Origin of the sequence: Kribbella sp. NPDC023972, from assembly GCF_040639075.1 — a bacterium.
Lineage (GTDB): Bacteria > Actinomycetota > Actinomycetes > Propionibacteriales > Kribbellaceae > Kribbella.
Window position 1 is genome coordinate 695,456 of record NZ_JBEZZH010000001.1, and the last position, 12,563, is coordinate 708,018.

A 12,563-nucleotide genomic window follows, 5' to 3' on the forward strand; every position below is an offset into this window, starting at 1 on the left:
TTCGGCGAGGTCCGCCGGTGAAACCCCAAACCTTCGAACTCGTGCGCTACACCGACATCAGCGGAGTCTCCGGTACCGGCATCGTCGCGGAAGGGTGCGTCTTCACCGACGGCTCGGTCGCGCTGCGCTGGCACGGCGCGAACCCGTCCACGGCCGTCTGGCCGGACCTCGACTCCATCCTCGCCGTCCACGGCCACCGCGGCGCCACCGTCGTCCGCTGGCTCGACGTCTCCGAGATGGAGCCGGTCCCCGGCACCGACCTGCTGCCCGGCGAAGTCGCCCACGTCCTCGCCACCGGACGCCACACCCATCGCCACTCGCCGGCGGTGGCCAACGCCTGACACTCGGCACCGGGCCGCGCCCAGTCGCGAGCTACGGGGTCAGGCCGGTCAGGGCGAAGAACTCCTGGCGGGAGCTGGGGTTCTCGCGCAGGATGCCGTGCAGCGACGACGTCACGGTGCGAGAGCCGGTGGCACGGACACCGCGCAACGACATGCACTGGTGCTCGGCCTCGATCACCACGCCGACGCCCTTCGGCTCGAGGTGGTCCTGCAGCCAGTCGGCGACCTGCTTCGTCAACCGCTCCTGCACCTGGAAGTCGCGCGCGAACAACTCCACGACCCGGGCCAGCTTCGAGAGTCCGAGGATCCGCTCCCCCGGCAGGTAGCCGACATGCGCGACGCCGTGGAACGGCAGCAGGTGGTGCTCGCACAGCGACTGCACCGGGATGTCCTTGGCCAGGACGAGCTCGTCGTACCCCTCGTCGTTCGGGAACGTGGTCAGTGCGAACTCCCGCGGTGTCAGCATCTCGGCGTACGCGTGCGCCACCCGGCGCGGGGTGTCCGCGAGGTGCGCGCTGCGCGGGTCACGCCCGAGCGCTACCAGCAGGTCCGCGACCGCACGCTGGGCGGCGGGGAGATCGATCTCCGACCGGCCGGCGACGATGTGAAGGGGGACGGACTCGAGATCGGCCGAAATCGCCATCTGCACACTCCTGAGGGGTCAACGAACTGCCATCATACTGTTCTACCAACCGATGTTGTCGATAGAATCATCCCGTGGATACGTCCTGGGACGCACAGGTTCAGGCGATCGCCGTCCTCGAGGAGCCGACGCGGCGCCGCCTGTACGAGTACGTCGTCACGCAGCCGGGACCGGTGAGTCGGGACGAGGCCGCGACCGCGCTCGACATCCCGCGGACGACCGTTGCGTTCCACCTGGACAAGCTGACCGAGGAAGGCCTGCTCGCGACCTGCTACGAGCGCCGCTCCGGGCGCAGCGGGCCCGGCGCCGGACGGCCGGCGAAGCTCTACCATCGCTCTGATCGTGAGATCGATCTCACCCTTCCCGAGCGTCAGTACGCAGTCGCCGGCCGCCTCCTCGCCGCCGCCGTCGAGGACGCCGAGGTCTCCGGCGGTTCACCCCGCGAGGCCGTGAACCGTCGCGCCCGGGCGTACGGCGAATCCCTCGGCCGTACGGCCGGCAGCGGTTCGGTGACCCAGATCCTGAAGGCCCACGGCTTCGAGCCCCGTCCCGGCAAGGGCGGCATCGCGCTCGCCAACTGCCCGTTCCAGCGGATCGCCGCCGACCAGCCGCAACTGGTCTGTGGGATGAACCTGCACTTGCTGGCCGGCCTGGTCAGCACGCTCGACACCTCGTACGAAGCCCGCCTCGTCCCGACTCCCGGCCACTGCTGCGTTCGGCTGGTGCCCGCCGGACTAGGCGGTGTCTGATGGTCCAGCGCCGTCGCGAGCAGGTGCTCGGTGCGGTAGCTCGGCGTGCTGGAGCGAGGGTCTCGATGCGGATCCATCATGACCTTTGCTCCAGTGCGGCGAGGTGCCGTGCCGAGTGCCGCGCAGTAGGCGGGGGACCATCAGACACCGTCTAAGCTCGCCGGGTGGCTAAGAGCAAGCAGAGTCAGGGGACGCCGGCGACGGTGGCGTTGACGAAGGCGAAGGTCGAGTTCACCGCGCACACCTACGACCACGACCCGGCCGCCAAGTCGTTCGGGCTGGAGGCGGCCGAGGCGCTCGGGCTCGCGCCGGAGCAGGTGTTCAAGACCCTGCTGGTCGAGGTCGACGGCAAGCTGACCGTCGGCGTCGTACCGGTGGACAAGCAGCTCGATCTGAAGGCGATCGCGGCCGCCGCCGGTGGGAAGAAGGCGGTGATGGCCGACCCGGCCGCCGCCGAACGCATCACCGGGTACGTGGTCGGCGGTATCAGCCCGATCGGCCAGAAGCGCGCCCTCCCGACCGTGATCGACGAGACCGCCACCGACCACGACACCGTCTACGTCTCCGGCGGCCGCCGCGGCCTCGACCTCGGCCTGGCCCCGGCAGACCTGATCACCGTCACCAAGGCCCGGACGGCGGCCATCGCCCGCTAGTCCAGCAGATTCGGTGGAGCGCCCTCGTCGCCTGGTCGCAGCGCACCGGTCATCAGCGAGACGACCTGGCTCATCGACGCGTCGGACGGCCTTACCACGGCGACTCGCCGGCCGAGCCGATGGACGTGGATGCGGTCGGCGATCTCGAACACCTGCGGCATGTCATGGCTGATCAGCACCACCGGCAGACCCCGGTCGCGGATCCGCCGGATCAGGTCGAGCACCTGGCGGGACTCCTTGACGCCGAGGGCCGCGGTCGGCTCGTCCATGATCACCATCCGGCGGCCGAACATCGCCGCCCGCGCGACCGCCACCGCCTGCCGCTGACCACCCGACAACGTCTCCACCAGCTGGCCGATGTGCTGCACGGTTTCGATGCCGAGGGCATCGAGTTGCTCCTGAGCCTGCTGCCGCATCGCGGTCCGGTCGAGCAACCGGAACACCGATCCCAGCGGTCCGGTACGGCGTACCTCGCGGCCGAGGAAGAGGTTGGTCGCGATATCCATCGCCGGGGCCAGTGCCAGGGTCTGGTGCACGGTCTCGATCCCGGCGTGCCGGGCGTCGAGCGGTGAGTGGAAGCGCGCCTCCTGGCCGTCGAGCAGGATCGTGCCCTCGTCCGGGATCAGCGCACCCGACAACGCCTTGATCAGACTCGACTTGCCGGCGCCGTTGTCGCCGACCACGGCCAGCACTTCCCCGCCGTACAGGTCGAAGTCGGCGCCGTCGATGGCAGTCACCCGGCCGTACCGCTTCACCAGGCCGCGGGCCTGCAGGGCTGGAGCACTCATCGGGACCTCCTGCGGACGATCTGGTCGAAGGCGACGGCGGCGATCACCAGGACACCGGTCGCGACGTCCTGGTACAGGCTGTCGATCCCGGCCTGGGTGAGGCCGCTGCGCAGTACGGCGACGATCAGCGCACCGACCACCGTGCCCATCACGCTGCCGCGGCCGCCGAACAGGCTGGTGCCGCCGATCACGACCGCGGTGATGCTGTCCAGGTTGCCGGTCTGGAAGGCGTTCGGGTCCGCGTTCGGGATCCGGCCGAGCGCCTGCCAGGCCGCGAACGCGTAGATCACGCCGGCGATCAGGTAGACACTGAACCGGGTCCGGCCGACGTGGATACCGGTCAGCCGGGCCGCCTCCGGATCGTTGCCGAGGGCATACACATGGCGGCCCCAGGCGGTCCGGGTGAGCGCGTACCAGGTGACCGCGAACATCACCACGGCCAGCGTCATCCCGTGCGTGACCTTGACCTGGCCGAACAGGTAGCCGCCTTCGCCGAGGACACCGAGCAGCGAGTCGGTGACCGGCCAGGAGTTGCCGCCGGAGTACAGCCGCCCGGCCGCCAGTACGACGGTCAGCATGCCGAGCGTCACGATGAACGGCGGAAGGTTGAGCCAGGTGACCAGGCCACCGGAGATCGCACCGAGCAGCGCACAGACCACAAACCCGACCAGCAAGGCGACGACGGACGGACTGCCCTCCGTCACCAGCCGAGCCAGCACCATCGTCCCCAGCACCATGATCGCCGCGTTGGCCAGGTCGATCCCGCTGGTCAGCACGATCAGCGTCTGCCCCAGCGCCAACGTCGCGACGACCAACGACTGCTGCACCACCAACGACAGGTTGTCGACGGTCAGAAACGTGCTGGTCGTCACCGAGAACACGACCATCGCGACGATCAGAGCGGCAAGCGGCCCGAGCGCAGGATTGTGCAGGAAGGCTTCCGCGGAACGGTTTCTGAGCGACGGTGGCACCGTCGCCCGCTCATCAGTCAGCGTCATGGCTCAGCCCCAGCAGTTCTGGGCGCCCCAGGCGGTGTCTTTGCTTTCCAGGCCAGGCAGGGGTTTGTCGGTGATCAGCTGGGCGCCGGTGTCCTGGAACCCAGAGGGCTTCTTGCCCTCCTTGGCGAAGGCGACCACCGCGTCCACACCCTGCTCGGCCATCTTCTTCGGGAACTGCATGACCGTGGCCAGGTACTTGCCCGCCTTCACGTCCGCCACCCCCTGGCAGCCACCGTCGATCGAGCCGACCGCGACCTTGCCCGCCATGCCCTTCGCGGTCAGTGCCGCGACCGCGCCGCGCGCAGCGGGTTCGTTCAGCGTGTAGACGGCGTTGACGGACGAGTTCCGCTGCAGCAGGTTCTCCATCGCCGCCTGCGCCTTGTTCTGGTCACCGTTGGTCGGCGCCGCACCGAGGATCGCCGGATCACCGTCCTTCAGTCCCATCCCCTGCAGGAACCCACGATGCCGCTGCTCGTCGACCGTCCCGCCCGGTGTGCCGTCCATCAGCAGCAGCTTCGGCGGCGTCGTACCGAGTGTGGCCTTGATGTACTTGCCCTGCAGCTCGCCGGCGGTCACGTTGTTCGTCGCGTAGGTCGCGTCGACCGCGTCCTTCGGGTCGGTCTCGGTGTCCAGGGCGATCACCAGCACGCCCTTCTCCTTGGCCTGCTTGAGCGCGCCGAGGATGCCGGTCGAGTTGCTCGGCGTGATCAGGATCCCCTTCACCCCTTGCTGGACCAGGTTCTCGATCGCGGCCACCTGGCCCTCGTTGTCGCCGTCGAACTTGCCGGCCACCGCGATCAGTTCGGCGCCCTGCTCGGTCGCGTGGGCCTTGGCCGACTCGCGCAGCTTGACGAAGTACGGGTTGGTGTCGGTCTTGGTGACCAGGCCGATCTTGATCGGCCCGCCGCTGTCCGAGCTGGCACTGCCGGACTTGGTCTGCGTGCAGGCCGCCGTACACAGCAGCGCGGATGCGAGCAGGATGGCGGGGACGGTTCTTCTCATCGGGTCTGCCTCCCGGGACTCAACAGGCCCGGGCAGAAGACCCGGGCGCAGGTCTGAGAGGTGAAGCTAGACCGGCCAGGACGTTTCTGACTGGCTTTGCGCAAAGCCTTGCGCAAAGCACACTGGGCGACGACGATTCGACGGATGGTCACGATGACCGAGGTCGCCCGCGCCGCCGGAGTGTCGGTGAGTACGGTCTCGCACGTCGTGAACGGCACCCGCCTGGTCGCGCCGAAGACCCGCGAACGGGTGCACCACGCGATGCGCGTGCTCGGCTACCAGCACCACCCGACCGCGCGCTCGCTGGCGGCCGGGTCGAACCAGACCATCGGCCTGGCCATCACCGCGGCCTCGAACCCGTACTGGGTCGAGCTGATCCAGGGGATCGACGGCGAGGCGACCCGGGCCGGCCTGAACCTGATCATCGTCGACACCCGCGACGATGCCCGGCACGAGTCGGCGGCGATCGCGAACCTGCTCGCCCACCACATCGAAGGACTGGTGATCGCCCCCGCCGACGGCTGGCGCGACCTGACCCTGCCGTTGCTGCGCGACCACCCGATCCCGTACGTCGTGGTGGACCGGATCGACCCCGAGTTGCGCGTGGACCAGGTCGGCGTGGAGAACGAAGCCGCCACCGCCGCCGTCATCGACCACCTGATCTCGCTCGGCCACACCCGGATCGGCATGGTCACCGGCATCCCCGGATTGTCGACCAGCAGCGAACGGCTGCGCGGCTACCACCTCGCGCATCAGCGGGCCAACCTGCCGGTCGATCCCGCGCTGATCCGCGATGGTTCGTCGAGCAGCGAGGGCGGCCGGAAGGCGGCCTGGGAGTTGCTCGACCTGCCCGAGCCGCCGACCGCGGTGTTCGCCGCGAACAACAACATGACCATCGGCGCCCTCGCCGCGTTCCGTGCCGCCGGTGTGAAGGTGCCGCGCGACCTGGCCGTCGCCGCCTTCGACGACTTCGCCTGGGCCGACCTGTTCAGCCCCGGCCTCACGACGGTCGCCCAGCCGAGTGCGGCGATCGGCGCCCGAGCCGTCCAACTCCTGCTCCGCAGGATGAACGACCCGGGCGCCCCACCCCAAGCGATCCGCCTCCCGGCCGAGATCATGCACCGCGAATCGTGCGGCTGCTGACCCTCTTGCGTCCGAAGAAGTGGCGAAACGGTTGTCCAGTTCTTCGGACGCAACGGATCAGCCGGTGACGCTCGGCTTGCCGGTCTCCAGGTGGCCGGTCAGGCGGCGGCGGTACGACGTGTCCTCGGCGGCCGTGACCTCGACGTCGTACCAGCCGTGGTCGGTCGGCCAGGACAGCTCACGCGTCTGCTTGCCGCGCAGCTCCACCATCACCGTCCTGCTGACGTAGCCGCGGGCCTTCACCTTCAAGGTCAGCGGCTTCCGCGACGTGTTCACCAACGAAAGCTCGAGCGAGCTTCCGTCCCGGCGAGCGCGGATGTCGAGACCGGCCGCGGCGCCGTCCGCCGTCCCGGCCAGCTCGACCGAGAACCGGTTCGGCCCCTGGACGGCGAACTCGTACGGCCCGTCGACCGCGATCGTCTCGACGCGTTCCCGCCGTACGTCGACATGCTCCGGAGCGGGCAGTTCACCGCCGTAGGAGTAGATCGCGAAGTGCGCCGACTCGGTGCCCTGGTTGCCGAGGGCCAACGTCAGCTTGCCATCGGCAACAAAGCCCGAGACCGACGGCTGGTAAGGCAGAGCGCGGGCCGGCCGGTGGCCGGGCTCCTGCCGCGGCACGGCCTGGTCGGCCGGCGGCGTCGGCTTCCATCGTGCGATCGGCGCCGGTACCGGACCGGGCGCGTCCACCGACGGTTGCTGGTAGCCGCGACCGAAGTCGAACGCCGAGGTGAGGTCGCCACAGGCGGTCCGGCGCCAGCTGCTGATGTTCGATTCGTGGACGCCGGTCCAACGCTCCAGGAAGCGGATCACCGACGTGTGGTCGAACACCTGCGAGTTGACGTGCCCGCCGACCGACCAGGGCGAGACGATGGTCATCGGTACCCGCGGACCGAGGCCGATCGGCCGGCCGTCGTACCAGTCGTCGCCCGCACCCGACGACGGCCGCGGCGCGACCGGCGGCGGGACGTGGTCGAAGTACCCGTCGTTCTCGTCGAAGTTGATGAGCAGCACGGTCTTGGACCAGGTCTCCGGGTCCGAGGCGACCGCGTCGAGCAGGTCGTAGACGAGGTTCGCGCTGCCCACCGGGGTGGACACGCTGGGGTGCTCGGAGTCGACCGCGGACGGCACCAGCCAGCTGACCTGCGGGAGCTTGCCGGCCTTGATGTCGGCACGCAGCCGAGGGATCAGCGACTCCGGCTCGGACCGGTACATCGCCCGGTAGAACAGCTGCTGATCCTTCGCGGGCTGCTTGGCGACTGCCGCCTGCAACTGCTTCAGCGCCTCGGTCCGCTCGGCCGGCGTCTTCGCGAAGAGCTTGTCGTAGAACTCCTCGGTGGTCCGGTAGCCACCCGGTACGGACGCCAGGATCCGGTGCCCGAGCTCCTTGAAGGTCTTGAAGTACTCGACCGCGTTGTCGGTGAAGTTGTCCCACTCCTGGTAGATCTGCCACGACACCCCGGCCTGCTCGAGCCGCTCCGGGTACGACGTCCAGTCGTAGCCCTTGTGGTCGTAGGAGTACGCCGCGTTCGTCACCGCCCGTTGCGTCGTACCAGGCTCGTAACCCGTCGTTCCGGACCAGAGATAGTTGCGGTTCGGATTGGTGGAGCCGTTGACGGAGCAATGGTAGGCGTCGCAGATCGTGAAGGTCTCGGCGAGCTCGTACTGCAGCGGGATGTCGCGACGCTCGTAGTGGGTCATCGTGGCCGCCGTCTTGGCCTGGATCCAGTCGTCGTTCCAGCCGTTGCCCCAGGCCTGGGTTGCGTCGTTGAACCCGTGCGGAAGGTCGCCGAGGTACTGGATGTCGTCCGCGTTCCGGCCCGCGTCCGCCGCGGCCTTCCGGATCGAGAACGGCAGCACCTCACCACCGCCGGCCTTCGGCTGGTGGAACACGCTCTTGCCGTTGCGCAGTCGCAGCGGCTGGCGGTCGCCGTACCCGCGCACACCGCGGAGCGTCCCGTAGTAGTGGTCGAAGGAACGGTTCTCCTGCATCAGCACGATCACGTGCTCGATCGCCCGCAGACCACCGCGCCGCACGGGTTGCGCCATCGCCGAGTGCAGCGACGGGGGAAGCAGCGAAGCCGCCACTCCCCCGGCCGCCGCCCCCAACACCAGGCGCCGAGAAATCTCAGTCATGCCCGGGACACTAGGACCGTCCTGTAGCCACCGCACGGCCAGCAGGTGAACAACCGTCCGATCGCAGCAGCAACGCGAGCGCCCAGTCCTGGTCGTTGGCGAGCGGGTCGGCGCGGTGGGCCGGACGGCCGTCGACGCAACTGGGCATGACGAACGCGCAGGTCGCGTCGCCTTCGGTGCTGAAGTCGACCAGTCGCGGAGCCGGACGTGCGGCTGCGGAGCACCGAACGCGCGGAGCCAGCCGACCGCGGTGCGCAGCGCGGCGAGCACGCGATCATCGGGTTGCACGTCGTACGCCGCGGCGAGCAGACTCAGCCACCACCGCGTCGACGGCCTCCGCATGCCCGATCGAAAGATGACTGGCGACACCCAGCGCGTAACTGGATTCCAGCAGCCGCGCGGCGAGATCGAGGTCGTCGTACTCGCCGAAGAGCCTGAACTGATCCACGAAGAAGTGCGCCAGCCACGGGGTGTTGTAGAGCCTCAGCGGCTCCTTACCGGGCCGGCTGCTGCGCCGGATCGATCCGTCGGGCATCGATGCAGCTCCACCAGCTCGAGACCGGAGGCCTTGGCCGCACGAGCCACTCCGCGATGGAACTCACCGGCAAAGAAGAACTCCCGTTGCTTCTGCGGCTTCTCCCCGATCAGGACGGCACGGCGATGCCCGGTGTCCACCAGCTCCGCCACCAACGAAGCACCGGCGCGGCGGGCGTCGTAGTCGACCGAGTCGAGTCCGTGATTGTCCTGCGTGGTCCCGATCAGCACGACGGGCACGCCCAGGTTCGCCGCCGTCGCCACCCGCCCGTCCCGCTTGCGGATGTCCATCAGCACGATGGCATCGCAGATTGACCGGCGGGCCAGCCGGATCAGCTCCTCCGGCCGTCCCCGGCAGTGACCGGGATGACGTCGAAGTCCCGTTGCCTGGCCTCCTCGACCACCGTGTCGATGTACGGGATCGTGTCCGGTACGTCGGTGTGCCCCTAAAACCGGACCACCAGCGCGACGACGTTCGTACGCCGTCCACGAAGCGCCCGGGCGCCGGCGTTGGGCTGATAGGTCAGCTCGGCGATCGCATCCTCGACGCGCTGCCGCGTCTCCGCCGAGATCGGCCGCTTGCCGCTCAGGACGTACGAAACCGTGCTCTGCGAAACACCTGCGAGCGCGGCGACGTCCTTGCTGGTCGGCAGCGGCCGATCCCGTCCGGAAGCCATGGCGAGAGCCTAACTTGCGCTCCTCCCGGTACGACGCTCCAGCGCCGCCGCGCGCAGTCCCTCCAGCACCGACTCCGTCGTCTCCCAGCCCATGCAGGCGTCGGTGATCGACTGGCCGTAGGTGAGCTCCCGGGTCGGGTCCAGTTCCTGGCGACCCTCGACCAGGAAGGACTCCAGCATCACACCGACGATCGCGTTGTTGCCGGCCGCCACCTGTCGGCCGATCTCCGCCGTGACGACGGGCTGACGGCGGTGATCCTTGCGGCTGTTGCCGTGACTGGCGTCGATGACCGCGCGCTCCTGCAGGTCGGCCTTGCGCAGCAGTTCCATCGCATCGGCGACGGACTCCGCGTCGTAGTTCGGTCCGCTGTCGGATCCCCGCAGTACCAGGTGACAGTCCGGGTTGCCGCGGGTGTGCAGGATCGCGGGGGCACCGTCGTGGTCGATACCGGTGAACACGTGCGGCACGGAGGCGGCCTTGATCGCGTCGACCGCCGTACCGATGCTGCCGTCCGGGCGGTTCTTCATGCCGATCGGCATCGACAGGCCCGACGACAACTGCCGGTGGACCTGGCTCTCGACGGTGCGCGCGCCGATCGCACCCCACCCGACGGTGTCGGCGATGTACTGCGGCGTGATCGGGTCGAGGAACTCGCAGCCGACCGGGAGGCCGAGTTCGAGAACCTGCAGCAGCAACTGGCGGGCCGTGCGCAGCCCACGGTTCACGTCACCGGAGCCGTCCAGACCCGGGTCGTTGATCAGGCCCTTCCAGCCCAGGGTCGAGCGCGGCTTCTCGAAGTACACGCGCATCGCCAGCAGCAGGCCGTCGGACAGTCGCTCGGCCACCGGTCGAAGGCGTTCGGCGTACTCGAGCGCAGCCTGCGCGTCGTGCACCGAGCACGGCCCGACGACGACCAGCAGGCGGTCGTCCACGCCGTTCAGTACGTCGCTGACCGCTTGGCGACCGTCGACCACGCGCTGCGCGAGGGCATCGCCGAGGGGCAACTCGTCGTGCAGGGCGAGCGGCGTGATCAGCGGGACGGTCTTCTCGATCCGCCGGTCGACGACGGCCGCCTGAGCTGCCTGGGCTGCCTGCTTCGGGAGGGTGTTCATGATGATGCTGGGACCTTTCTGCCGGCAGTCGACATCGAGGTCGCAGCGCCGGCGGGAACGAGAAAAGGCAAGGACTCATGTCCTTGCCTTCGGGCCGGCTCTGGTGTGTTCGGTTGGGCGTCAGCAGGCGGCTGAGTCACCCGGCACCAGGGCCGGCCACTCAAAAAATCGCCAATAGCTGCGCTTCACGAGAACGACGATAGCACCCCCGCGAATTGCAGTGGCAACCACGACGCGGACCTGGTTGTCTCATCGCGTGAACATCCGCCCTCCGCAGCTGGACGAGCTGCCGCTGCTGCAGTCCCTCGAGGTCGCCGCCGGAGTCCTCTTCCGCACCATCGGCATGACCGACATCGCGGAGCACCCGCCACCCGCGCTGGAAGTGTTCGAGCACTTCCTGGCGGAGGGCCGGCTCTGGGTAACAGCCGACTCCGCCGACCGGCCGTCCGGATACGTCCTGGTCAAGCTCGTGGACGGCGCGGCGCACATCGAGCAGGTCAGCGTCCATCCGGACCACCAGGGCAGGGGTCTCGGTCGCGCACTGATCGACCACGTGGAGTCGTGGGCGGCCGGGCAAGGCTTGCCGGCGCTCACCCTCAGCACCTTCCGCAGCGTGCCCTGGAACGGGCCGTACTACGCCCGGCTCGGCTTCGTGGAGATGCGGGAACTCACGCCCGGTCTGGTCGAGCTCCGGGCCGAGGAGACCGCGTTCGGTCTGGACCCGGCCGAGCGAATCTTCATGCGCCGCCGCGTTGCTCGTCAGTAACCACCGACGGGCTGCCGTCGTTGAGGCTGCAACAACGGGTCGAGACGATGAGGGGTGCAGTGACGGTGGCAGGTCCGCTCGGGGTACAGGTTCTGCTCGGTGACCGCCGGCACGGGGCCGGACGGTGACGCCGCGGACCTTCGAACTGGTGCGCTATCACGACCCGAGCGGCGTCTCCGGCACCGGCGTGGTCGCCGAGGGTTGTGAATTCACCGACGGATCGGTAGTGCTGCGCTGGCGCGGTGACAACCCGGCCACTGCGGTCTGGCCGGACCTCGACTCGGTGCTCGCCGTGCATGGTCACCAGGGCGCCACCGAAGTCCGCTGGATCGAGCAGCCGACCAGGACCAGCCTGTTCGACGAGCTCCACCAGGTTCGTCCGCCTACCTCGATCGCCGACCCTCAGCCGGGCGGCCACGCCCGCGGCTGGGCGGGCGCTCGCCATCTCCGGTAGAACATGCCCGTGACGCAGATCTACCTGGTCCGGCACGGAGAACCGGACTACGAGCCGGTCGACGCCCGGGGCCTGCCGGGGCCGGCGGCCGACACCGCCCCGCTCACCGCGGTCGGCGCCAAACAGGCCGAGGAACTCGCGGACCTGCTCAGCGGCATCGGAGCGACGTACCTGGTCAGCTCGCCGTTCACCAGGGCGCTGCACAGCGCCGCGATCATCGGCCACCGGCTCGCCCTCGGCGTCAAGGTCGAGTACGACCTGCGCGACTGGATGCCGGACCACACCGGGTCGTGGCGCGGCGTGGCCGACGTACGGGCCGCTCAGGCGGAGTTCGAGGCGTACGGCGGTGAGTGGCCGGAAGGCATCCAGCGACCCTGGGAGCCGCTCTCCCGGGTGCGCGAGCGGGCCCGGGCCGCGCTGGGCCGGCACACCGCGAGCACGGACGGACCTGTCCTCGCGATCACGCACGCGATGGTGATCCGGGCGCTCACCGGCGAGACGGGTACGGCGCACGGCGCGCACGAGTACTACCGCTACGATCCAGCAGACGATGTCACATGAGTGAGCGG

General features: G+C 69.2%; 16 protein-coding genes. 7 read left to right on the plus strand and 9 right to left on the minus strand.

Annotated features, from left to right (window positions below):
* Positions 1–17: 17 nt before the first annotated feature.
* Complete coding sequence (locus tag AB0F43_RS03105) at positions 18–341, plus strand: hypothetical protein (protein ID WP_360469857.1); 324 nt, start codon at positions 18–20, stop codon at positions 339–341.
* A gap of 31 nt (positions 342–372) precedes the next feature.
* Here AB0F43_RS03105 and folE read toward each other — a convergent pair whose 3' ends face one another.
* Positions 373–984, minus strand: coding sequence for a GTP cyclohydrolase I FolE (gene folE / locus AB0F43_RS03110; RefSeq protein ID WP_360469860.1), 612 nt, complete (start codon positions 982–984; stop codon positions 373–375).
* Between the two features lie 74 nt (positions 985–1,058).
* Here folE and AB0F43_RS03115 point away from each other — a divergent pair, with 74 nt between their 5' ends.
* Positions 1,059–1,733: a helix-turn-helix domain-containing protein gene (locus AB0F43_RS03115; protein WP_360469863.1), complete on the plus strand. Its 675-nt coding sequence runs from the start codon at positions 1,059–1,061 to the stop codon at positions 1,731–1,733.
* A gap of 164 nt (positions 1,734–1,897) precedes the next feature.
* Positions 1,898–2,386: a Cys-tRNA(Pro) deacylase gene (gene ybaK / locus AB0F43_RS03120; RefSeq protein ID WP_360469866.1), complete on the plus strand. Its 489-nt coding sequence runs from the start codon at positions 1,898–1,900 to the stop codon at positions 2,384–2,386.
* On the opposite strand, the gene AB0F43_RS03125 is transcribed toward ybaK, so the two are convergent.
* Genes AB0F43_RS03125 through AB0F43_RS03135 form a run of 3 tightly spaced genes read right to left on the minus strand, consistent with a single transcriptional unit; the run spans position 2,383 to position 5,174 of the window.
* Positions 2,383–3,174, minus strand: a complete 792-nt coding sequence (locus AB0F43_RS03125; protein WP_360469869.1) for an ATP-binding cassette domain-containing protein — start codon at positions 3,172–3,174, stop codon at positions 2,383–2,385. The genes ybaK and AB0F43_RS03125 overlap by 4 nt on opposite strands.
* Positions 3,171–4,172, minus strand: coding sequence for an ABC transporter permease (locus AB0F43_RS03130; RefSeq protein ID WP_360469872.1), 1,002 nt, complete (start codon positions 4,170–4,172; stop codon positions 3,171–3,173). The genes AB0F43_RS03125 and AB0F43_RS03130 overlap by 4 nt, the downstream gene beginning before the upstream one ends.
* Before the next feature lie 3 nt (positions 4,173–4,175).
* Positions 4,176–5,174 carry a substrate-binding domain-containing protein gene (locus tag AB0F43_RS03135; protein WP_360469874.1) on the minus strand — a complete coding sequence of 333 codons (999 nt, stop codon included), beginning with the start codon at positions 5,172–5,174 and terminating at the stop codon, positions 4,176–4,178.
* A 144-nt stretch (positions 5,175–5,318) separates the two neighbouring features.
* Here AB0F43_RS03135 and AB0F43_RS03140 point away from each other — a divergent pair, with 144 nt between their 5' ends.
* Entirely contained in the window at positions 5,319–6,317 is a 999-nt protein-coding gene (locus AB0F43_RS03140; RefSeq protein WP_360469876.1) for a LacI family DNA-binding transcriptional regulator, read from the plus strand.
* Between the two features lie 57 nt (positions 6,318–6,374).
* Here the strand turns inward: AB0F43_RS03140 and AB0F43_RS03145 are convergent, their stop codons facing one another.
* From AB0F43_RS03145 to AB0F43_RS03165, 5 genes are all read right to left on the minus strand, one after another.
* Positions 6,375–8,450, minus strand: coding sequence for a phosphocholine-specific phospholipase C (locus tag AB0F43_RS03145; protein ID WP_360469879.1), 2,076 nt, complete (start codon positions 8,448–8,450; stop codon positions 6,375–6,377).
* A 274-nt stretch (positions 8,451–8,724) separates the two neighbouring features.
* Complete coding sequence (locus tag AB0F43_RS03150) at positions 8,725–8,985, minus strand: hypothetical protein (RefSeq protein WP_360469882.1); 261 nt, start codon at positions 8,983–8,985, stop codon at positions 8,725–8,727.
* Positions 8,934–9,320, minus strand: a complete 387-nt coding sequence (locus AB0F43_RS03155; protein WP_360472991.1) for a hypothetical protein — start codon at positions 9,318–9,320, stop codon at positions 8,934–8,936. Before AB0F43_RS03155 ends, AB0F43_RS03150 begins: the two co-directional genes overlap by 52 nt.
* Positions 9,321–9,430: 110 nt before the next feature.
* Positions 9,431–9,661, minus strand: coding sequence for a LacI family DNA-binding transcriptional regulator (locus AB0F43_RS03160; protein ID WP_360469885.1), 231 nt, complete (start codon positions 9,659–9,661; stop codon positions 9,431–9,433).
* Between the two features lie 9 nt (positions 9,662–9,670).
* Positions 9,671–10,774: a 3-deoxy-7-phosphoheptulonate synthase gene (locus AB0F43_RS03165; protein WP_360469887.1), complete on the minus strand. Its 1,104-nt coding sequence runs from the start codon at positions 10,772–10,774 to the stop codon at positions 9,671–9,673.
* A 256-nt stretch (positions 10,775–11,030) separates the two neighbouring features.
* Here AB0F43_RS03165 and AB0F43_RS03170 point away from each other — a divergent pair, with 256 nt between their 5' ends.
* From AB0F43_RS03170 to AB0F43_RS03180, 3 genes are all read left to right on the plus strand, one after another.
* The gene (locus AB0F43_RS03170; RefSeq protein ID WP_360469889.1) at positions 11,031–11,540 is read left to right on the plus strand and encodes a GNAT family N-acetyltransferase; all 510 of its coding nucleotides are present in this window, start codon (positions 11,031–11,033) and stop codon (positions 11,538–11,540) included.
* 148 nt (positions 11,541–11,688) lie between these two features.
* On the plus strand, positions 11,689–11,994 hold the full coding sequence (locus AB0F43_RS03175) for a hypothetical protein (protein ID WP_360469891.1): 306 nt from the start codon (positions 11,689–11,691) through the stop codon (positions 11,992–11,994).
* A 9-nt stretch (positions 11,995–12,003) separates the two neighbouring features.
* Positions 12,004–12,555, plus strand: coding sequence for a histidine phosphatase family protein (locus AB0F43_RS03180; protein ID WP_360469893.1), 552 nt, complete (start codon positions 12,004–12,006; stop codon positions 12,553–12,555).
* Positions 12,556–12,563: the final 8 nt, after the last annotated feature.